This window comes from Janthinobacterium sp. PC23-8, assembly GCF_002250505.1.
In the GTDB taxonomy this organism is placed as follows: Bacteria; Pseudomonadota; Gammaproteobacteria; order Burkholderiales; family Burkholderiaceae_D; genus Janthinobacterium.
On sequence record NZ_NJGY01000002.1, the window covers coordinates 625,525 to 645,729 of the forward strand.

General features: G+C 62.1%; 17 protein-coding genes, 1 tRNA gene and 1 pseudogene. 8 read left to right on the top strand and 11 right to left on the bottom strand.

The window, feature by feature from the left end:
* Nucleotides 1-2: 2 nt before the first annotated feature.
* The 3 genes from CD932_RS17960 (at nt 3) to CD932_RS17970 (ending at nt 3,484) form a co-directional block, all read left to right on the top strand.
* Nucleotides 3-1,082: a DUF1176 domain-containing protein gene (locus CD932_RS17960; protein WP_176461039.1), complete on the top strand. Its 1,080-nt coding sequence runs from the start codon at nt 3-5 to the stop codon at nt 1,080-1,082.
* 322 nt (nt 1,083-1,404) lie between these two features.
* Nucleotides 1,405-1,872 (top strand): cache domain-containing protein, encoded by a 468-nt coding sequence (locus tag CD932_RS17965; protein WP_094444147.1) that lies wholly within the window; start codon nt 1,405-1,407, stop codon nt 1,870-1,872.
* Nucleotides 1,873-1,951: 79 nt separating this feature from the next.
* The gene (locus CD932_RS17970) at nt 1,952-3,484 is read left to right on the top strand and encodes a methyl-accepting chemotaxis protein (RefSeq protein ID WP_094444148.1); all 1,533 of its coding nucleotides are present in this window, start codon (nt 1,952-1,954) and stop codon (nt 3,482-3,484) included.
* Between the two features lie 539 nt (nt 3,485-4,023).
* On the opposite strand, the pseudogene CD932_RS17975 reads toward CD932_RS17970, so the two are convergent.
* Nucleotides 4,024-4,689, bottom strand: a pseudogene (locus tag CD932_RS17975) (methyl-accepting chemotaxis protein); the annotation flags it as partial.
* A gap of 147 nt (nt 4,690-4,836) precedes the next feature.
* On the opposite strand from CD932_RS17975, the gene CD932_RS17980 reads away from it, so the two are divergent.
* On the top strand, nt 4,837-5,106 hold the full coding sequence (locus CD932_RS17980; RefSeq protein ID WP_094444149.1) for a hypothetical protein: 270 nt from the start codon (nt 4,837-4,839) through the stop codon (nt 5,104-5,106).
* 574 nt (nt 5,107-5,680) lie between these two features.
* On the opposite strand, the gene CD932_RS17985 is transcribed toward CD932_RS17980, so the two are convergent.
* From CD932_RS17985 to CD932_RS18000, 4 genes are all read right to left on the bottom strand, one after another.
* Nucleotides 5,681-5,755: transfer RNA gene (locus CD932_RS17985), tRNA-Val, on the bottom strand.
* An 84-nt stretch (nt 5,756-5,839) separates the two neighbouring features.
* A complete protein-coding gene (dnaQ, locus tag CD932_RS17990; RefSeq protein WP_094444150.1) occupies nt 5,840-6,553 on the bottom strand; it encodes a DNA polymerase III subunit epsilon in 714 nt (237 codons plus the stop codon).
* 100 nt (nt 6,554-6,653) lie between these two features.
* A complete protein-coding gene (rnhA, locus tag CD932_RS17995) occupies nt 6,654-7,091 on the bottom strand; it encodes a ribonuclease HI (RefSeq protein WP_094444151.1) in 438 nt (145 codons plus the stop codon).
* Nucleotides 7,084-7,860 carry a class I SAM-dependent methyltransferase gene (locus CD932_RS18000; RefSeq protein WP_094444152.1) on the bottom strand — a complete coding sequence of 259 codons (777 nt, stop codon included), beginning with the start codon at nt 7,858-7,860 and terminating at the stop codon, nt 7,084-7,086. The genes rnhA and CD932_RS18000 overlap by 8 nt, the downstream gene beginning before the upstream one ends.
* Nucleotides 7,861-7,879: 19 nt before the next feature.
* Between CD932_RS18000 and gloB the strand changes: the two genes are divergently transcribed.
* Nucleotides 7,880-8,689: a hydroxyacylglutathione hydrolase gene (gene gloB / locus CD932_RS18005; RefSeq protein ID WP_094444153.1), complete on the top strand. Its 810-nt coding sequence runs from the start codon at nt 7,880-7,882 to the stop codon at nt 8,687-8,689.
* 75 nt (nt 8,690-8,764) lie between these two features.
* On the opposite strand, the gene aceB is transcribed toward gloB, so the two are convergent.
* Nucleotides 8,765-10,363 carry a malate synthase A gene (aceB, locus tag CD932_RS18010; protein ID WP_094444154.1) on the bottom strand — a complete coding sequence of 533 codons (1,599 nt, stop codon included), beginning with the start codon at nt 10,361-10,363 and terminating at the stop codon, nt 8,765-8,767.
* A 170-nt stretch (nt 10,364-10,533) separates the two neighbouring features.
* Between aceB and CD932_RS18015 the strand changes: the two genes are divergently transcribed.
* Nucleotides 10,534-11,445, top strand: coding sequence for a LysR family transcriptional regulator (locus CD932_RS18015; protein ID WP_094444155.1), 912 nt, complete (start codon nt 10,534-10,536; stop codon nt 11,443-11,445).
* A 73-nt stretch (nt 11,446-11,518) separates the two neighbouring features.
* Here the strand turns inward: CD932_RS18015 and CD932_RS18020 are convergent, their stop codons facing one another.
* From CD932_RS18020 to CD932_RS18035, 4 genes are all read right to left on the bottom strand, one after another.
* A complete protein-coding gene (locus tag CD932_RS18020) occupies nt 11,519-11,722 on the bottom strand; it encodes a cold-shock protein (RefSeq protein WP_010398811.1) in 204 nt (67 codons plus the stop codon).
* Between the two features lie 310 nt (nt 11,723-12,032).
* Nucleotides 12,033-12,395 carry an Hpt domain-containing protein gene (locus tag CD932_RS18025; protein WP_094444156.1) on the bottom strand — a complete coding sequence of 121 codons (363 nt, stop codon included), beginning with the start codon at nt 12,393-12,395 and terminating at the stop codon, nt 12,033-12,035.
* Between the two features lie 21 nt (nt 12,396-12,416).
* Nucleotides 12,417-13,067, bottom strand: coding sequence for a uracil phosphoribosyltransferase (gene upp / locus CD932_RS18030; protein WP_094444157.1), 651 nt, complete (start codon nt 13,065-13,067; stop codon nt 12,417-12,419).
* Nucleotides 13,068-13,210: 143 nt separating this feature from the next.
* On the bottom strand, nt 13,211-14,923 hold the full coding sequence (locus tag CD932_RS18035) for an isovaleryl-CoA dehydrogenase (RefSeq protein WP_094444158.1): 1,713 nt from the start codon (nt 14,921-14,923) through the stop codon (nt 13,211-13,213).
* 629 nt (nt 14,924-15,552) lie between these two features.
* Between CD932_RS18035 and CD932_RS18040 the strand changes: the two genes are divergently transcribed.
* Together CD932_RS18040 and CD932_RS18045 are read left to right on the top strand one after the other, a co-directional pair.
* Nucleotides 15,553-17,292 (top strand): bifunctional diguanylate cyclase/phosphodiesterase, encoded by a 1,740-nt coding sequence (locus CD932_RS18040; RefSeq protein WP_094444468.1) that lies wholly within the window; start codon nt 15,553-15,555, stop codon nt 17,290-17,292.
* The gene (locus tag CD932_RS18045) at nt 17,289-18,785 is read left to right on the top strand and encodes an HDOD domain-containing protein (RefSeq protein ID WP_094444159.1); all 1,497 of its coding nucleotides are present in this window, start codon (nt 17,289-17,291) and stop codon (nt 18,783-18,785) included. The genes CD932_RS18040 and CD932_RS18045 overlap by 4 nt, the downstream gene beginning before the upstream one ends.
* A 119-nt stretch (nt 18,786-18,904) precedes the next feature.
* Here the strand turns inward: CD932_RS18045 and aroC are convergent, their stop codons facing one another.
* Nucleotides 18,905-19,999: a chorismate synthase gene (gene aroC, locus CD932_RS18050; RefSeq protein WP_094444160.1), complete on the bottom strand. Its 1,095-nt coding sequence runs from the start codon at nt 19,997-19,999 to the stop codon at nt 18,905-18,907.
* Nucleotides 20,000-20,205: the final 206 nt, after the last annotated feature.

Consider the following 20,205-nt stretch of genomic DNA (forward strand, 5'->3'; position numbering starts at 1 on the left):
CAATGAAAACTGGCCTGGCCATCATGTTGTTGAGCGGCGCGTCCACCCTTCCCGGTCTCGGCCTTGCCGCCGACAAGGCGGGCGTGAGTTTTTCGCACAAGGACTGGGAACTGGCTTGCGACAACACCGGCACCTGCCGCGCCGCCGGCTACCAGGTCGACGGCGCCGAGCCGGCCGTGTCCCTGCTGCTGGTGCGCGACGCCGGCGCAAGACAGCCAGTGAGCGCAAGGGTACAGCTCGGCTCCTACGCCGAGAGCGATGTCGCGCTGGCCGCCAACGTCAGTCACCTGGTGATCAAGTCCGGCGCACGCAAGCTCGGGACCATCGACCTGGTCCCTGGCGCCCAGTCCAGCCCCCTGAACGGCGCAACGCTGGCCGTCATCCTGCCGGCCCTGCTGCAGGCGTCGAGCGTGGTATTTTCCAGCGGCAAGCACGACTGGACCTTGTCCACCGCCGGCGCCAGCGCCGTGCTGCTGAAAATGGACGAAGCCCAGGGCCGCATCGGCACGGTGGGCGCCCTGGTGCGCAAAGGCGGCAAGAGCGAAAATGAGGTCGGAAAGTCCACGCTGGCGCCGGTCATCGCCGCCGCTGCCGTACCGCGCGAAAGCCGGCAAGACATTGTGCTGGCGCCAGGACAGCGTGGCGACTTGTTGCAAGCACTGCGGCAAGTTGCCAGCCGCGACGACTGTCCCGGGATGTACCCGTCCGCAGGCCAGCAGGCAGAAGACGACCTGCGCGTGCATCGTTTGTCACCCGACAAACTGCTCGCGTCCATGGTCTGCGAGACCTATGCCTACAACCAGTCCGCCATGTTCTGGGTGATCAATCCGCAGGCGCCGTTCGCGCCGGTCAGCGCCGGCGGCGATGCCAGCAGCTACAGCGGCGGCGAGATTTCAGCGTCCCACAAAGGGCGCGGCCTGGGCGACTGCTGGAGTTCGTCGGTGCACACCTGGGATGGCAAGCAATTCGTCTGGACAAAGGAATCGACCACCGGCATGTGCCGCCTGGTCGCACCGGGCGGCGCGTGGGAGTTGCCGACCTATGTAACAAGCGTGCGCAAGAGCGACGGCACGCTGCGCTGAAACAGGCGCAAGGCGTTCTTGCGTCAGCGGGCGTCAGGATCTTTCGTGCATGCGCGGGCGCACCGGCAAGTGGCGCCGGCAAAGCGTGGCGCCAGCACTACACTCTCATGTTGATAGTCCTGGCCCGGCGTCTTCCCCTGGAAGCGCAGGCGTGAAAACTTGCACGCGACGTTGTAAAAGCGCCCGGCACAAAAAAAATTGTTGCATGAGTGCATGATCATGCTGACATCGCGCTACTATGAAACATCGGCATTCCGATAGGCGCTACCTTATCGCGCCGGCCTGCGCCGGCTTTCCAATACGCACCATGAAGGAGACTGCAATGTCCAAGTTCGCCCCTGCTTTTTGCCTGTCGCTCATCCTTGCCGCCAGCGCGCTGCCGCAAGCCGGCACCGCCGCCGAAGGAGGCGCCACGCGCGCCGATGCCGAAACCATGGTCAAGAAAGGCGTGGCCTACATCAAGAGCGCTGGCGATGCCAAGGCATATGCCGACTTCACCGCCAAGACGCCGCAATTCATCCTGCATGACCTGTACCTGGTGGTCTACAAGCTCGACGGCACCGTCGTCGCGCATGGCGCCAATCCCAAGATGGTGGGCAAGAATTTGATCGAACTGAAGGATATCGATGGCAAGGCCTTCGTCAAGGAGCGCGTTGATCTGGCCAAGAGCAAAGGCAGCTTCTGGCAGGAATACAAATTCACGAATCCCGAGAACAAGAAGATCGAACCGAAGGCGATGTACTGCGAAAAGCTGAACGATACCGTCGTCTGCGGCGGTATCTACCTGTAGCCGGCCTGCGCGCCGCCCGTGCCGGGACCACGCACAGCTCTTTTAACAATATGGGTCTCCTGTGAAAATTGCACACAAGATGTTGATCGTCCCGGTGGTGGCGCTGGCTTGCCTGCTCGCCATGGGAGCGATGTCCTATTTCGCCATGCAGCAGGACGAGCGGCGCATGCACGAATTGAAACATGTCACGCTGACGGCGGAAAGGTTGGCCAACCGGCAAGCCATCGACCTGGGCCAGGTGCATGCCGGGGTGTATGCCAAGATCGCCATCGCCGCCAGTCTGTCCGAAGCACAATTCAAGGAGTTCGGCACGCAAACCGATAGCCAGCTCAACAGCATCAGGCAAGGTTTGACCGAGCTGCAAAGCTTTGCCGGCGCCGCTGCCGAAGCGGCGCAAGCGCTACCTGCCATCGAACGTTACCGGGCCAGCATCGCGCAGGCCCTGGATCTGGCGTCGATGGACCCCAACACGGGCGTGGCGGCCATGCAGGGCGCGACCACGCACTATCAGCTGGTGCGCAAGCAGCTCAATCAGGTATTGCTCAACCTGGACCAGCGCACGGGCGATGCACTGCAAGAGACCAGGCACGCGGGCCAGCGCGCCGCCTGGCTCTCGCTGGGCACGATGGCCATCGGCTTTGCCGTGCTGGCGGCGATCGCCACCTGGATGGCGCGCGCCGTGGTGCGGCCCATCGACGACGCCTGCCGCGCGGCCGAGTCGCTGGCCGCCGGCGACCTGACGATGCGCATCCATGCCGACAGCGACGACGAAGTGGGCAAGCTGTCGCGCGCGCTGGTGACGGTGGTGCAAAACTGGAATACCCTGCTGAGCGACATCAAGCAGGCCGGCACCACCATCACGGTGGAGGCGAGCGAAATCGCACTGGGCAATGCCGACCTGTCGGCGCGCACGGAATCGCAGGCCCAATCGCTGCAGGAAACGGCGTCATCGATGCATCAGTTAACCGATACCGTGCGTGAAAATGCCAGCCATGCGCACCAGGCCAACCAGATGGTGCTGTCAACCTCGGACGTGGCACTGGAAGGCGGCCGCGTGGTCGGCCAGGTGGTCGAGACCATGGGCTCGATCAAGGCCAGCTCAGGGCGCATCGTCGACATCATCGCCGTCATCGACGGCATCGCTTTCCAGACCAATATCCTGGCCTTGAACGCGGCCGTGGAAGCGGCGCGCGCCGGCGAGCAGGGACGCGGCTTCGCCGTTGTCGCCACCGAAGTGCGCGGCCTGGCCCAGCGCTCGGCCACGGCGGCGCGGGAAATCAAGCAACTGATCGAGGATTCCGTGGCCAGGATAGAAACGGGCAGCCAGTTGGCCGACAGCGCCGGGCGCACCATGGGCGATATCGTCGCCTCGGTCAGGCAGGTGACGGAGATCATGAACGACATCACGGCGGCCAGCCAGCGCCAGAGCAAGGGCATCGAGGAAGTCAACAGTGCCATCACTGAAATGGATGAACTGACGCAGCGCAATGCCGCCCTCGTCGAGCAATCGGCGGCGGCCGCGCAAAGCATGCAGGACCAGGCGCACGAACTGCTCAGGGTGGTGGGCGCCTTCCGCCTCAATGATGGGGCGCCGCAGTTGCCGCAGCGTTAGCGCAAGCCGGGCATGGTGGCCCAGCCAGGCCAGTTCGTCCCGGTTGGCCCTGGCCGCCACGGCATACGCCCCGGCCTTGATTTGCAGTTGCGTTTGCTACAGGGGCAGATAGAATGCCGATGGGGCGGCTGCCCGCTTGCACAGGTCTGTTGCCCTGCCTCGCCACATTCCCGGCGGCGCCCATGCTTATAGCCTGTCCCGGTAAATGAATACAGCTCCTGCTGGCACCCATCAGAAGCGGGGACGGGCCGTCATAGATGACTTGCTTCGTCGTTGCATGGCTTGCCATGCGGCCTCCTCACACCTTGTCCGCGCTCCTGATGAGCTGCAAGCAGAAGACGCTCACTACTGCAATAGACTTCTGGCACGGCCACTGCATGCCGTAGCCCCAGGGACTGCTGGCGGGGATTAGTGCAACGCAGGCATTTCGCTGGTTCCCCGATTAAAATTCCCCCAGCCGCTCTGGCCGGAAGTAAAGACGGCGGCCTTGGCCGGCGCTGAAAATGCTCGCGCTGCGGTTTGGGCTGAAGCGCGGCTGCCTACATGGCGAGCGCCGGCGCCGTTGTACGCAGCGGCGCGGCCAGGGCCGGCTGTCCGGCCAGCTTGAACACGCTGACCGCTTGCGCCAGCAGGTCCGCCTGTTCGCGCATGCTTTGCGCGGCGGCGCCGGCTTCTTCCACCAGCGCGGCGTTCTGCTGGGTCACATCGTCGATCGAGACGATGGCCTGGTTGACCTGCTCGATACCGGCACTCTGCTCGCTGCTGGCAGCGCTGATCGCTGTCATGATATCGGCCACCTGCCTGATCGAGGTGACGATGCTGTCCATGGTTGTGCCGGCCTGATCGACCAGCAAGGTACCGGCGCTGACGGTTTCCACCGAGCGGCCGATCAGTTCCTTGACCTCCCTGGCGGCGCTGGCCGAACGCTGCGCCAGGGTGCGCACTTCGGAGGCGACCACCGCGAAACCGCGTCCCTGCTCGCCGGCGCGCGCCGCTTCCACTGCGGCATTGAGCGCGAGAATGTTGGTCTGAAACGCGATGCCGTCGATCACACTGATGATATCGACAATCTTGCCTGAACTTTCCTTGATCTCGCCCATGGTCGTCACCACCTGGCTCACCACCTGGCCGCCCCTGGTGGCGAACTGCGATGCGGCCACTACCAGGGTGGTGGCCTTGCGCGCGTTCTCGGCGTTTTGCCTGACGGCGCCTGCAGCGACGACGTGCAGTTCCATCACCATCGGCCCCGCCCATCGACCTTGCCCATTCTGCTCGGCGTGGTCAGCACAGACGTGGCCACTTCCCCTCCGGCTTCACGGCCGGATTTTTCACACCCACCAAAAGGAAATAAAATGTCTGATTATTACGTATGGCTCGAATACTTCGCCGCTGCTCCGGTGAGTAAAAACGTCAAGTCCGATGAGCTGAGGTATGCCTCCGGGCACAAGCATGGTGTCCAACCTTCGCAGATCCAGGTCGACGGGCTGCAGCCTTCTCTGACGACCTATGTCTCAGCGGCGTACGCGAGCTACAACAAGGCGCATCCAGCGGCCGTGGTTGCGGTTCCGACCAACACCGCGATAACGGCGGCGCGCACCATCAAGACTCGATCGGCTCACTAGCCCGAAAGCCATACCATGCGTGCTGCCACCACTCCCCCCGGTGGACGCGACACCTGCGTTTCACGCTCGCTTCGGCGCCGCCGTCAGCCTTCCTCGTTATGATGGCGAGTCGGCATCCACGACGATGTTTCGAGGCCTGCTCAGTGTTCACTCACCTTGCGGCCCGCATGGCTCGCCGCCTCCCAAAGAGGCCTTTTCACGAAGTGCTTCAGTCCATTCGTTACCGCCTGAACCGCCCCTTGTGCTTGTGGCCGGAGCACGAGCTAGCCAGATCGGAATTTCACCGACTGATTAATCGTGCCTTAGCAAGGCACACACACACACAACAACTCCATCAAAAACGCCATCCGAACCATTGTCATCGGCAAAAATTATGCTCGGTTAGCGATTATGCAAAGTTTGTCGTGAACAGGCCATAGTTGCGGCGCTTTTGGATTTACGAGCACAATAGAATAAACGGTGGCGTCCTATAGACGCCAAACACGCTTGAGCCGAACTTTTCATACTTTTTTCATACCCAACAAAAAAAGGCCTACACTAGATCAGTGTAAGCCTTTGATATTAAACGAATTCTTGGTGGGAAGTGCAAGTTTCGAACTTGCGACCCCTGCAGTGTGAATGCAGTGCTCTACCCCTGAGCTAACCTCCCGAAGCGAGGCGAATTATCGCATACGTATTGCGCCATCCGCAAGGGCCGGGGCAAGAAAAAATGCACCGGCCATTCTTTTTCTGTTCAGGCCGCAGACTGGGTGCTGACGGCGGTCCAGATGCACTGGCCTTTGACAGCCTTGTCGAGGCCGGCGATGGTCGCTGCGTGGGCGGCGATTTCGTCGGCGCTGGCGGCCTGGAAGATGACTTCGGCCAGCGGCACGATTTCCAGTATGGCGCCGTCGACGGGAGCTGCCACTTCTTCTTCCATGCTGAGACTGTTCTGGCCGCGCGTCATGGCCAGGTAGACGTCGGCCAGCAGTTCCGAGTCGAGCAGCGCGCCGTGCAGTTTGCGGTGGGCATTCGACACGCCGTAGCGGTCGCACAGGGCGTCGAGCGAGTTGCGCTTGCCGGGGTGCATTTCCTTGGCTTGCACCAGGGTGTCGATCACGCCGTGTACCTGTTCGTGCACGGGCGGCAGGTTCAGGCGCTTGAATTCGGCGTTCAGAAAGCCGATGTCGAACGGGGCATTGTGGATGATCAGTTCGGCGCCGGCAATATAGGCGCGGAACTCGTCGGCGATATCGGCGAACTTGGGTTTGTCGCTGAGAAACTCGGTGGTCAGGCCGTGGACGGCCAGCGCACCCTCTTCCGAATCGCGTTCGGGATTGATGTAGTGGTGAAAATTATTACCGGTCAGCATGCGGTTGTTCAGCTCGACCGCACCGATTTCCAGGATGCGGTCGCCCGTGCGCGGGTTCAGGCCGGTGGTTTCAGTATCGAGAACAATTTGACGCATGAGGCACTCACATAAAAGCAAAAAAGCGAAGGACGCAGTATAGCAAACCTGCGTCCTTCGATTGCGCGCTGTCGCTGGCTGCGACAAACCGTGCGCGAACTTATGCGCGCACGGTTTCCACGCCCAGGTTGGCCAACTGGTCGGCCCGTTCGTTGCCCGGATGGCCGTTGTGGCCGCGCACCCAGCGCCATTCCACCTGATGCACGGACTGGGCCAGGTCGAGCGCCTGCCACAGGTCGACATTTTTCACCGGCGCCTTGGCGGCCGTTTTCCAGCCGCGCGCCTTCCAGCCGTGGATCCACTCGCTGATGCCCTTTTGCACATACTGGCTGTCGGTGTACATCACCACCTGGCACGGGCGCTTGAGCGCCGTCAGGGCTTCGATCACGGCCTGCAATTCCATGCGGTTGTTGGTCGTGTTCAGTTCTCCGCCGTAAATTTCCTTCCTGGCGCCATCGGCTACCATCAGTGCGCCCCAGCCGCCGGTGCCGGGGTTGCCCTTGCATGCGCCATCGGCGTAAATCTCAACCTTATCCATGTTCCTGTTCCCGACTCTTGTTGGTCACCGGTGCGCCTGCGGGCGCCGTCGCCGGTTTCTTGGTCCACGCCGGACCGATCAGGCGCATCCCTTTGACGCGCTTGATGGCCTGCACTATATACACTGCGCCCAGATAAGGCCACCAGCGCGCGCCGGCCTTGTCCATGTAGGCGTGGCGGCGCAGCCATTTATCGGTCTTGCAGGCCGGCGCGTAGCAGCCGAAATGGCTGCGGCTCACGCCCATGTTCAATAATTTCAGCCAGTCCTTTACTCGCGGCATGGAAATCAGCTCGCCGGCCCTGGGCAGGTAATGGCGGCCCGTCAGGCGGGCCAGTACCTGCCGCGCGCCCCACAGGCTGGCCGGGTTGAAGCCGCAGATGATGAGCTGGCCTTCGGGGATCAGCACGCGCTCGACTTCGCGCAGCACCTGGTGCGGCTCGGCCGCAAATTCGAGCACATGCGGCAGCACTACGAGGTCCAGGCTGTGTGAATCGAAGGGCAGCTCGTCGAAAGCGGAGACCAGCTTGAGCGCACTACCCTGCGGCTGATTGCCCGGCAGGCGCGCATCGATCTGCCATTTGTTGGGCATGCGGCTGGCGGCCAGCGCGTCGAACTGGGGCAAGCCCAGTTGCACGGCGTTAAAGCCGAAGATATCGACCGTCAGGCTGTCCAGGCATTGCTGTTCCCATTGACGCACGTACAGGCCAGCCGGCGTCTGCAACCAGCCATCAAGCGCTATAATGGATTTTTCGGATGCCGCACTGTCCATTCAGTTTTCTCTCTTACACATGATCAACTCCCCTGAACACGCCTTATCGGTACTTGCCGTGCCCGCTTTTAACGACAATTACCTGTGGCTGATTCATGACGGCAAGCAAGCCGCCGTGGTCGACCCCGGCGACGCCAAACCCATACTCGAAGCGCTCAAGGCCAACAATCTGAACTTGTGCGCCATTCTACTGACGCATCACCACGCCGACCACACCGGTGGCGTGCCTGAATTGTTACAGCATTTCGCCGTTCCCGTCTTCGGTCCGCGCAACGAGGCTATCACAACCATCACGGAACCGCTGGCCGGCAATGAGGTCGCCGTGGTCGCCGAACTGGGCCTGCAGCTGACCGTGGTCGACGTGCCCGGCCATACCAAGGGCCATATCGCCTATGTGCGCCAGCGCGGCGACGCGAACGGCGCACCTTGGCTGTTTTGCGGCGACACCCTGTTTGCCGGCGGTTGCGGCCGCTTATTCGAAGGTACGCCAGGCCAGATGGCCGATTCGCTTGCCAAGCTGGCGGCCCTGCCCGACGACACGCTGGTCTATTGCGCCCACGAGTATACCCTGTCCAACTTGCGCTTTGCCAGCGCAGTCGAGCCCGGCAACCTGGCGCTGCGGGAACGGGTGGCCGTCGACACGGAAAAGCGCCGGCAGGACCTGCCGACGGTGCCGTCGACGATCAAGCTGGAAAAAGCCACCAATCCCTTCCTGCGCTACCGCGAACCGGCCATCCTGAGCAGCCTGAAAGTGGCTGGCAAACTGGGCCATGATGCGTCGCCGGTGGAGGCTTTTGCGGCGCTGCGCATGTGGAAAAACCATTTTTAAGTTGCCGCCACGCTTGGCGCAACCACGTAAAAAATCCCGGCATGCCGGGATTTTTTGTTTGATTCAAGACAATAATCAGATTTCTTCGTACAGTGGCAAGGTCAGGAACTCGGCAAACGATTCCGAGGTCGACATTTCCTCGAAAATCTGGCCGGCGCGCACATAGGTCGGGCCGTCGCCGCCCGGCGCATCGCGCTGCACCTTGGCCAGCTCTTCCGGAATCATGGCGCGCACCATCTCGGCCGTGACCTTGCGGCCGTCTTCCAGCACGCCCTTGCTCGAACGAATCCACTGCCACACCTGCGAGCGGCTGATCTCGGCCGTAGCCGCGTCTTCCATCAGGTTGTGGATCGGCACGCAACCGTTGCCAGCCAGCCAGCTGCCCAGGTAGTGAATGCCGACGTTGATGTTGTAGCGCAAGCCCGCTTCCGTGATCGGCGCTTCCGGCTGGAAATTCAACAAGTCGGCCGCCTTGACGTCGATGTCGGGGCGCTGCTTGTCGATCTGGTTCGGTTTGTCGCCGAGCACCTTGGTGAATTCGCCCATGGCCAGTTCCACCAGGCCAGGATGGGCGACCCAGCCGCCGTCGTAGCCGTCGGTGGCGTCGCGCGCCTTGTCGTTGCGCACACCGCCCATGGCAATATCGTTCTTTTCCGGGTCGTTCTTGATCGGAATCAAGGCCGCCATGCCGCCAATGGCTGGCGCACCGCGCTTGTGGCAGGTTTTCAGCAGCAGCAAGGCATAGGCGCGCATGAAGGGCGCCGTCATGGTGACCTTGGCGCGGTCGGCCAGGCAGAAATCCTTGTCAAGCTTGAATTTCTTGATACACGAGAAGATGTAATCCCAGCGCCCCGCGTTCAGGCCCGAGCTGTGTTCTTTCAGCTCGTACAGGATTTCATCCATTTCAAAGGCGGCCAGGATGGTTTCGATCAGCACGGTCGCCTTGATGGTGCCTTGTGGCAAGCCCAGCTCGTTTTGCGTCATGACGAAGATATCGTTCCACAGGCGCGCTTCCAGGTGCGATTCCATCTTGGGCAGATAGAAATACGGGCCGGCGCCGCGCGCCAGCTGTTCCTTGGCGTTATGAAACATGAACAGGGCGAAATCAAAAATACCGCCCGAAATGCGCTTGCCGTCGACCAGCACGTGTTTTTCATCGAGGTGCCAGCCGCGCGGACGCACGACCAGGGTGGCTATCTTGTCGTTGAGCTTGTACGACTTGCCGTTTTGTTCCAGCGAAATGGTCTTGCGCACGGCATCGAACATATTGATCTGGCCCGTCAGCTGGTTGTCCCAGTTCGGCGTGTTCGAGTCTTCGAAGTCGGTCATGTAGCTGTCGGCGCCCGAGTTGAAGGCGTTGATGACCATCTTGCGCTCGACCGGGCCGGTAATTTCCACGCGGCGGCATTCCAGCGCTTTCGGAATCGGCGCGATCGTCCAGTCGCCATCGCGGATATGCGCCGTTTCCGGCAGAAAATCAGGGCGCTCGCCCGCATCGAGACGCCTGGCGCGCTCGACGCGCACGGCCAGCAATTCCTGGCGGCGCGGCTCGAAAGCGCGCGTCAGCTTGAGCACCAGCGCCAGCGCCTCCGGTGTCAGGATCTGTTCGTATCCAGGCTGGATCTCGCCCGTGATTTGCATGCCTTCCGGCAAAACGATGGGGGACTGCGTCATGATGTTCTCCGTTATTAATAAAAGTAATCTGGCAGGCTAAGTATAAGCGCCAGCGATGTCTGGCAGATGCGTATCGGGTGCTGTTGTTCTATAGTATATTCACTATAAGGCATAAAACGAGATTAAAAATCACTTCATCCATGCGTTTTTGTCACAAGTGAAAGAGCATCATGGGACAATTCAAACAAATTTCAACCTTCGTGGAAGTAGTCGCCAGAGGCAGTTTGTCGGCCGCCGCGCGCGCCGAGGGCATCGCGCCGGCCATGATCGGCCGCCGCCTCGATGCGCTCGAGCAGCGCCTGGGCGTGAAACTCCTGCAGCGCACCACGCGCAAGCTGGCCTTGACGAATGAAGGCGCGGCGTTCCTGGAAGACTGCCAGCGCATCCTGGCCGAACTCGAGGAAGCGGAACTGGCGGTGGCCGAACGCAGCGTGAAAGCCAGCGGCCACCTCTTGATTTCCGCGCCGGCCGGCTTCGGCCGCCAGCACGTGGCGCCGCTGATCCCCTCTTTCGTGGCCGAGCACCGCGAGGTGACGGTGGCGCTGAACCTGAACGACCGCCTGGTAGACCTGATCGGCGAAGGCATCGACGTGGCGATCCGCATTGCCAGCCTGTCCGATTCTTCCCTGGTCAGCACCAAGCTGGCCGACAATCACCGCGTGGTGGTGGGCGCGCCCGGCTACCTGAAACGGGCCGGCATGCCGCGGGTGCCAAACGACCTGATCAAGCACAATTGCCTGGCAATCAGCGGCGAAGGCAGCCAGCGCGGCTGGACCTTCCGTGAAAACGGCAAGAACGTGACCTTGAAAGTGTCGGGCAATATGGTCTGCAACGACGGCGAGGTGCTGCACGACTGGGCGCTGGCCGGCAAAGGGCTGGCCTGGCGGTCAATGTGGGAAGTGGGGGCGGAGATTGAATCGGGGCAACTGGTGACGATGCTCGATCAGTTCGCGGCGCCTGGCAACGATATTTATGCGGTGTTTGCACAGCGCCGGCATTTGCCGCTACGCATACGCGCTTTCGTCGATTTTCTGCGGCACAGCTATTCGCAAGCCGATTATTGGCGGGAGCGGGCGATATAGGTGATTACAAAAATTCAGGCGAAAAAAAATCCCCGGAAACCGAGGATTTCTTTATTTCGTTTGATCCAGCGTATTAGATTGGCTGAATGTTCGAAGCTTGCTTGCCTTTAGGGCCAGCGGTCACTTCAAAAGAAACGCGTTGGTTCTCTTGCAGGGACTTGAAGCCGTTCGACTGGATAGCCGAGAAGTGAGCGAACAGATCTTCGCCGCCTTCGTCAGGGGTAATAAAGCCGAAGCCCTTCGAATCATTGAACCATTTTACGATGCCAGTTGCCATTACAATTTCCTATTTCAGTTAAGTTGGGCTTGCGCCCGTTATATCGTTTGAAGCAAGAAAGAAATGACAGACAAACTGCACTACTACCTCGAATCCAACGATGCCCAATTATACCAACAAAACTGGGAAAAACCATTTTTTCGCAAAATAAACTTGCGAGGCCTACTTTTATAGTCAAAACAGCCAAAGATCCCGGTCTTGCGGCGCCGCTGAAGCAGCGGCATGGACACACTATATCCTAATCCGAGTCGCGTACGCTTTGCGTTGTATCAAATATATCATTTGAACCACGCTTTCCGATCATTGTCGCTCAGGCCGAAAAATGCGTGGCCGCCGCGTCGCGCGCGGCCCAGCTCAGCAAGGCGCCGACATGCGTGCTCAACAATGGCCACTCTGCCAGCACATTGCCCGGCTCGTTCAACAAGTGGCGCGCCAGTTGTTCCAGGCGACGGCATTCCTGGCCCAGGGTGGCAAAGCCGAAGGTGGCGGCCGAGCCGGCCACCGCGTGCAGGGCGTGGTGCAAGGCGGTCAGCTGCGCCAGGCGCGGGCCTTCGGTGTCGCAACGCGCATGGGCATCGGCGATCGCCTGCATCAGCGCCGGCACGCCGGCCGCGTATTTGTCATTCAGGGCACGCAAGCGGGTGCGGAAATCGGGATCGATCAAGGTTGCCATGGGGTGCTAGCCGTGAGTCAATTATTTGGTGCCGAAGATGCGATCGCCCGCGTCGCCCAGGCCCGGCACGATATAGGCGTGCTCGTTCAGGTGCGAGTCGAGCGCGGCGGCAAACATTTTCACGTTCGGATGAGCGTTCTGGAACACCGTCACGCCTTCCGGTGCGGCCACCAGCGCCAGGAAGATAATCTGCTCATCGGAAACGCCGCGCTTTTTCAGCACGTCGACGGCGTACACGGCCGAGTTGCCGGTGGCGACCATCGGATCGCACAGGATGAAGGTACGCTCGCTCGGGTCCGGCAGGCGCACCAGGTATTCCACCGGCATATGGGTGGCCGGGTCACGGTACACACCGATATGGCCGACGCGCGCCGACGGCACCAGGTTCAGCAAGCCGTCGCTCATGCCGATGCCGGCGCGCAAGATGGGCACGATGGCCAGTTTCTTGCCCGCGATAACGGGCGCATCGACGGTCATCAACGGGGTGGTGATTTCGCGCGTGGTCAGCGGCAGGTCGCGCGTGATTTCATAGCCCATCAGCAGGGTGATTTCCTTGAGCAATTCGCGGAAGGTGCGCGTCGAGGTATCGTGCTCGCGCATATGGCTCAGCTTGTGCTGGATCAGCGGGTGATCGGTGATGAACAGATTGGGAAAGCGTGGGTCTTGTTTCATGTCGTTGTACTCTTTCGTCAGGCGAGGCGCAACTGGCCATGCCCGCGCATGGATATCGATTGGCGGTATAGGACCGCATTATCCCAGCCTCAAGCAGTGCTGTGGCTGGAATTTTCGAAATAATTGCAGCGCGCTGCCGTGCGCTATTGACGCAGGGCGCGCGCCAGGATGGCGGCGCAATCGGTGCCGACCGGCAAGCGGCCATAGGCGCCGCCCGGCGCCTGCGCCAGCCGGGAAGCGACAAACGCGCTCGACACGAAGCACGGCGCATGGCGCAGCAGCAGAGCCGCCTGCACCGCCAGCACGATGCGCTCGGACCAGGCACGCGCGCCAAACTCGTCAGGCTCGCCCTGCTCCAGCGCCAGCAGCAGCCGCGCGCGATACGCCACGAAGGTCGCGTCGCCGTCACCGGCCAGCGCCAGCTCGGCCGCCAGCGCTGCGCGCGCGGCGGGCGACCTGGCCAGCGCGCGCAGCACGTCCAGGCACATCACATTGCCGGAACCCTCCCAGATCGAGTTGACGGGCAGTTCGCGATACAGCCGCGCCAGCGGCGCCTCTTCCACATAGCCGTTGCCACCGAGCACTTCCATCGCTTCGGCACCAAAGCCGGGACCGCGCTTGCAGATCCAGTACTTGCCGGCCGGGGTCAGCACACGCGCCAGCGCGGCTTGTCCTTCGTCATCTTTTTCATCGAAGCAGCGCGCCAGGCGCATGGCGAACACGGTGGCCGCTTCCGATTCCAGCGCCAGGTCAGCCAATACGTTCTGCATCAACGGCTGTTCAGCCAGCACCTTGCCGAACGCCATGCGCTGGCGCGCGTGATGCAGCGCCTGGGCGAGTGCGGCGCGCATGATGCCGGTGCTGCCCAGTACGCAATCGAGCCGCGTATGGCTGGCCATTTCGATAATCGTCGCAATCCCCCTGCCCGCCTCGCCGACCAGCCAGCCATACGCGCCGGCAAACTCCACTTCGGCCGACGCATTCGAGCGGTTGCCCAGCTTGTCCTTAAGGCGCTGCACGCGGATGGCATTGCGGCTGCCGTCGGGCAGGTAGCGCGGCAGGAAGAAGCACGACAGGCCCGCGCCGCCGGCATCCTGCGCCAGGATCAGATGGGCGTCGCTTTGCGGCACCGAGAAAAACCATTTATGGCCGACGATGCGGTAGGCATTGTCCGCCTCGGCGCCGAACAGCGCCTGCGCCTCAGGCAGCGGCAGCGCCTCGGCGCGGGTGGTATTGCTGCGCACATCGGTGCCGCCCTGTTTTTCCGTCATGCCCATGCCGATCAGCGCGCCGCGTTTGTGCTCGACCGGCAAGGAACGCGGATCGTACTCACCGGACAGGATTTTCGGCAGCCAGCGCGCCAGGATCTGCGGCAAGCCCGCCGCCTGGCGCAGCACCGGCACCGACGCGAACGTCATCGTCAGCGGGCATTGCACGCCGTTTTCCAGCTGCCCTGCCAAGATATAGGCGGCGGCGCGCGCCACGTGGGTCCCGGTCCAGGTCCCGGCCCCGGTCCCGGCGCCCGGCCCTGGCGCCACCCACGGCGCCGCATGCAGGCCCGCCTTGACCAGCACCGCCATCAAGCCATGCCAGGCCGGGTGAAATTCCACTTCGTCGATGCGCCGCCCGCTGCGGTCGAACTGCCGCAGTTGCGGCCCATGCGCATTGGCCAGGTGCGCCAGCGCGATGAGCTCGGCGCTGCCCAGGCGCTCGCCAAGCAATTCAAGCTCGGCCGATGCGGCACCGCCACCCTCGCGCAGCAAGGCCTCCTGCAGCACGGGATCGCAGGCAAACAGGTTGACGTTCTCGAATGGCGTGGCCTGGTTGAAAACTTCATGCGTATCGCAAGCATTCATGGCGACTCCGTGCAGGTTTGGCGGGGGCTGCCAAAAAGCTGGCATGCGAACCAGACTAGCGCAAAGTGAAACAAGCGGCAAGCGCGCCTTTTGTGCCCGGCCGGGGCCCGGCAGAAAGTGAGTAGTTTTTTGCCTGCACCTGGGTGAAAAAACACCGCGTACCGGGCAAGCGTCACCATGATCGACGGGGACAACGGCATGCGCAGGAACGACGCCAGACCTGATGTTCGCGGCGCGCATTCCTGGCAACTCCCCGCCACGGTTTGCTATCATGCTGAACTTGTCTGGTACGCCATTGTCAAAAGCCGGCGGCCCCGCCACTGATCCACAAAGGCGAGTCGGGTGCAGGCCTTGTGGCGAAACCCGACATGGCACGTCAGGAGGCACAGCAATATTTCCACCTTATGAACAAATGTTGCTCAATTTCATGTTTTCACCTGGTTTTCAATGATACATTTCCTCTAAATCGGAGTCATCAGGCAGGCAGCGGCGATTTTGTTGCAGGCCTGCCATGATGATTCCACTGACCAGGCGCGCTACCGATCGGGCGGCGCGCCATGCGCAATGATGTTGCTTGCCGCCATGCGCATAGCTGGGCGGCAGCACTGATAAAGGTAAAAGCCAGCACGATGTTTTCCAGTACCCCATCCGCCGCCCACCGCGAGGCCCGCCACGAGTTGGACAACCTCATGGAAGAGGCCGGCGATATCGTGTTCCGGCTCGATGCGGACGGCCTGATCCTGTTTGCCAGCAAGCGCGCCACCGCCCTGTTCGCCGCGCCGGCCGGCCTGGTCGGCCATTTGCTGCTGCAGCTGGCAGCCGAGGCCTCGCGCGCCGCGCTGCAGGCGGCGCTGCAGGACGCGCTCGAAGAACCGGGCCGCCTGGAAGTGCGGCTGCACACAGCGGAACAGGAAATCTGGTTCGAGTTGCGCTTGTCCTCGTACATGAGCAACGAAGGCCTGGCCGAATTGCTGGTGGTCGGGCGCGATACCTCGGCCCAGCACAATACGGAAGAGCGGCTGCGCCATATGGCCACCCACGACGCCCTGACGGGGCTGCCAAACCGGCTGCTGCTGTCGGACCGCATCCGCATGGTGATCGCCCAGGCGGCGCGCTCGGGCCAGGGCTTTTCGGTGGCCACCATCGGTCTTGATGGTTTCAAGAAAGTCAACGACGGCCTGGGCCATCCGGTGGGCGACGCCGTCTTGCGCCTGGCCGCCGCCCGCCTGCGCAAGACCTTGCGCGACAGCGACACCCTGGCCCGCGTCGGCGGCGACGAGTTCGTCGCCGTACTGCCCGGCAGCGCCACCGACGCGCAGATCAAGCTCGTCACGGGCCGCCTGCTGGCCACCCTGCAGGCGCCGTTCGAAGTCGACGGCCACAAGATCTATGTGGGCGCCTCGGTCGGCGTGGCGATCTATCCGCTGCATGCGGAAGACGAGGTGCGCCTGGTGGCGCTGGCCGACGCGGCCATGTCGCGCGCCAAGGAAACCGGCAAGGCGCGCTGCCTGATCTACAGCCCGCGCCTGAACGGCCCGTCCGAGCACGATATCTCGCTCGAAGCGGCGATGTTCCAGGCCGTGCGCGAAGGCGAATTCCTGCTGTACTACCAGCCCATCGTCAACGCGCGCACGCGCCAGATCCAGGGCTTTGAAACCCTGATGCGCTGGAAACACCCGACCCTGGGCCTGGTGCCTCCGGTGCGCTTTATCCCGATCGCCGAAGCCAATGGCCTGATCAACCTGCTGGGCGCTTGGGCGCTGAAATCGGCTTGCGTGCAGCTGCGGCAATTCCAGGAGGCGGCGCAGCGCCCTCTGTACATGTCGGTCAATATCAGTCCGCGCCAGTTTCGCAACGACAAATTTCTCGACGTGCTCGACGATGCACTGGCCTTTTCCGGCCTGTCGGGCGAGCATTTGGTGCTGGAAATTACCGAAGGCACGCTGATGATCGACCCGGTGCATGCCGAAGCCATCCTCGTGAAAATGACGGAACGCCGCGCGCGCATCGCCATCGACGACTTCGGCACCGGCTACTCCTCGCTGGCTTACCTGAAACGTTTTCCCATCTCGGTACTGAAGATCGACCGTACTTTTATCAAGGACTTGCCCGAATCGAGCAAGGACGCCGCCATCTGCAACACCATACTCGACCTGGCCAAACACCTGAACCTGTCAGTGGTGGCCGAAGGCGTGGAAACTGAAGAACAAATGCATTTCATCGAATCACGCGGCTGCCACTATGTGCAGGGCTATCTGACGGGCAAGCCGATGCCCGCCCATGCGGCACTGGCGGCCTTGAGCGAGAAAACCTATGCGGCGCTGGTTACCGGACTATCATCGACTGATCTGCGCGGAGGCGTGCAATGAGCCCAGGCCACTACACGGCGCCGACGCAACTCGGCAGCAACACCCTGGAACTGCTATGGTCACGCACGCGCCAGCAGGGCGACATGCCCGGTTTTGCCAAGGCCATCGGCGCCATCCTGGGCGCCATGCGCGGCGAGGACGATCATGCGTTCGACATGACGCAAACCGTGCTGACGGATCCCGTCCTCACGCACAAGGTATTGCGCCTGGCCAACAGCGGCATGTACTCGGCGTTTGGCCAGCGCGTCAACACGGTGTCGAAAGCCGTGCTGGTGCTGGGCCTGGACGCCATCGGCCACCTGGCGCTGGGACTGAAACTGATCGAAGAATTGTCGCAGGCGACGCCGGACTCGGTCAGCGCCCACGTCGAAATGGAAAAGGCCGTGCTGGCCGGCATGGTGGCGCAGCAAGTGGCCACCAGCGCCGGCAGCCTGCAGGCCGAACAGGCCGTGGTGTGCTCGATGCTGCACACCCTGGGCCGCATGATGGTCACCTTCTACCTGACCGATTACTGGGCGCGGCTGCAGGCGCATGGCGGCCCCGGCAACGAAGCGGCGGCGGCGCCGGAAATCCTCGGCTTGAGCCTGACTGAAGTAGGTTATGCGACGGCAGCCCACTGGGGCTTGCCGCAGCACCTGATCGATGGCATGCGCCCGCTGGCGCCGATGCAGCCCGACGAAGTCGTCAGCGGCGCCGACTGGATGGCCGGCCTGTCGACCATGGCGGCGCGCTGCGCCGATTCGCTGTGGCACGACGACGCCAACGCTGCGGCCGAAGTGCAGGTGCTGATCGGCAATTATGCAGGCATGCTGGGCATGCAGCCTGAAACGGTGCTCGAAGCGGTGGAAAAAGCCAGGGCCATGGCCGCAGCCGACCTCACCATCGCGCCGTTGTCGAAACCGATGGAACGGCGCGCGCGCCAGTTGGCCTCGACGCGCCTGCGCGCCGAAGGCAACCGCATCCTGACCGGCGGCCTGCTGGACCTGCGTGGCGCCATCGGCACGGCCAAGCCGGGCCAGATGGTGTCGATGGCGCTGGAAACCCTGCACCGGGGCTTCGACTTTTCGCGCTCGGTGGCCTTTGTGCGCAACCACAAGGACCATCTGTATGCGGCGCGCATCTGCATGGGCGAAGGCGCGGCCGCGCTGCAAAACCTGATGGTGTTTGGCGATGCCTACGAACCGAATGTGTTCCACGCGGCGCTCAATAGCGACCGCGTGATCTTCATCGACAACGCGCGCGACCCGAAATTCGCCGCCAAGCTGCCGCAATGGTGGAAGACCACCCTGTCGGACGCACGCAGCTTCGTGGTGCTGCCGCTGTCGGCCAACGGCCAGCCGACAGGATTTTTATATGGCGACTGGGACGACAGTTTCCCGCCAATCCAGCTGAACCAGACAGAATTTAATCTGATTAACGATATCAGGGCCTTGCTGGTGCAGTCGGTGGAGACGCGGCATCAGCTGGAACTGGTGGCCAATAAAGTGGCTTGATACGTTTGCTTTCACCCAACGGCAAAATCTGGGGTCTGCCCCCCCCTCGCCCGTCAGCAATGAACTCTGCGTTTGCGGCATTGAGGGTCTGACCCCGGCAGTTACGCCGTTGGGTAAAATTACGTCAACTTCGGCGTCGAAACAAGCACATCCCCACACTGTGCCCGATGCATCAGCGCATGGTCGATCAGCACCAGCGCCAGCATGGCTTCGGCGATCGGCGTGGCGCGGATGCCGACGCAGGGATCGTGGCGGCCGAAGGTTTCCACCATCACGGGATTACCCGCCTTATCGATCGAACGGCGCGGCGTGCGGATCGAGGAGGTCGGCTTGATGGCGATCGAGACGCTGATATCCTGCCCCGTGGAAATCCCCCCCAGCACGCCGCCGGCGTTATTGCCGACAAAGCCTTGCGGCGTCAGCTCGTCGCCATGTTCGGAACCCTTTTGCGCCACCGAATCGAAACCGGCGCCGATTTCCACGCCTTTGACGGCATTGATGCCCATCATCGCATAGGCGATGTCGGCGTCGAGCTTGTCGTAGATCGGCTGGCCCAGGCCTACCGGCACATTCTGTGCAATCACGTCGATACGGGCACCGATGGAATCGCCGTCGCGGCGCAGCTGGTCCATCGCCTCTTCCATGCTGGCGATCAGCGCGGCGTCAGCGCTGGCGGCAAAGAAGGGGTTGGTGTGCACATGGTCCCAGGACTGAAACGGCACGGCGATGTCGCCCAGTTGGCTCATGCAGCCCTTGAAGGTGGTGCCGTATTGCTGCAGCAGCCATTTTTTGGCGATCGCTGCCGCGCCCACCACCGGCGCCGTCAACCGCGCCGACGAGCGGCCGCCGCCGCGCGGATCGCGCACGCCATATTTGTGCCAGTAGGTATAGTCGGCGTGGCCGGGGCGGAAACTGTCGGCGATATTGCCGTAGTCCTTGCTGCGCTGGTCTTCATTGCGTATCAGCAAAGCGATCGGCGTACCGGTAGTCACGCCCTGGTAGACGCCCGATAAAATTTCCACGGTGTCCGATTCCTGGCGCTGCGTCACATGGCGCGAGGTGCCCGGCTTGCGGCGGTCCAGTTCGGGCTGGATATCGGCCTGCGACAACACCAGCCCAGGCGGGCAGCCATCGATCACGCAGCCGATGGCCGCACCATGCGATTCGCCGAAAGTGGTAACAGTAAACAGCTTGCCAAAAGAGTTGCCGGACATAGTAGGGAATATGAAAGACTGGAAAACGCCATTCTACCAGCCCACGCCACGCCCCACAGCGCCAGCAGGCCAATGCCACAGACTTTCTGCAGAAAATGTGGAGCAACAGTTACAATCAAGCAAAACTGAAAATATTGCTGCAATGATTAATCCTAAAAAGTACTTTCGGCTTGTTAAATCGCTATATACTTGGATCAAGACACGTG

Coding starts and splice junctions, on each gene's coding strand:
- CD932_RS17960 (WP_176461039.1), top strand. CDS start 3: ATGAAAACTGGCCTGGCCATCATGTTGTTGAGCGGCGCGTCCACCCTT.
- CD932_RS17965 (WP_094444147.1), top strand. CDS start 1,405: ATGTCCAAGTTCGCCCCTGCTTTTTGCCTGTCGCTCATCCTTGCCGCC.
- CD932_RS17970 (WP_094444148.1), top strand. CDS start 1,952: ATGTTGATCGTCCCGGTGGTGGCGCTGGCTTGCCTGCTCGCCATGGGA.
- CD932_RS17980 (WP_094444149.1), top strand. CDS start 4,837: ATGTCTGATTATTACGTATGGCTCGAATACTTCGCCGCTGCTCCGGTG.
- dnaQ (WP_094444150.1), bottom strand. CDS start 6,553: ATGCGTCAAATTGTTCTCGATACTGAAACCACCGGCCTGAACCCGCGC.
- rnhA (WP_094444151.1), bottom strand. CDS start 7,091: ATGGATAAGGTTGAGATTTACGCCGATGGCGCATGCAAGGGCAACCCC.
- CD932_RS18000 (WP_094444152.1), bottom strand. CDS start 7,860: ATGGACAGTGCGGCATCCGAAAAATCCATTATAGCGCTTGATGGCTGG.
- gloB (WP_094444153.1), top strand. CDS start 7,880: ATGATCAACTCCCCTGAACACGCCTTATCGGTACTTGCCGTGCCCGCT.
- aceB (WP_094444154.1), bottom strand. CDS start 10,363: ATGACGCAGTCCCCCATCGTTTTGCCGGAAGGCATGCAAATCACGGGC.
- CD932_RS18015 (WP_094444155.1), top strand. CDS start 10,534: ATGGGACAATTCAAACAAATTTCAACCTTCGTGGAAGTAGTCGCCAGA.
- CD932_RS18020 (WP_010398811.1), bottom strand. CDS start 11,722: ATGGCAACTGGCATCGTAAAATGGTTCAATGATTCGAAGGGCTTCGGC.
- CD932_RS18025 (WP_094444156.1), bottom strand. CDS start 12,395: ATGGCAACCTTGATCGATCCCGATTTCCGCACCCGCTTGCGTGCCCTG.
- upp (WP_094444157.1), bottom strand. CDS start 13,067: ATGAAACAAGACCCACGCTTTCCCAATCTGTTCATCACCGATCACCCG.
- CD932_RS18035 (WP_094444158.1), bottom strand. CDS start 14,923: ATGAATGCTTGCGATACGCATGAAGTTTTCAACCAGGCCACGCCATTC.
- CD932_RS18040 (WP_094444468.1), top strand. CDS start 15,553: ATGTTTTCCAGTACCCCATCCGCCGCCCACCGCGAGGCCCGCCACGAG.
- CD932_RS18045 (WP_094444159.1), top strand. CDS start 17,289: ATGAGCCCAGGCCACTACACGGCGCCGACGCAACTCGGCAGCAACACC.
- aroC (WP_094444160.1), bottom strand. CDS start 19,999: ATGTCCGGCAACTCTTTTGGCAAGCTGTTTACTGTTACCACTTTCGGC.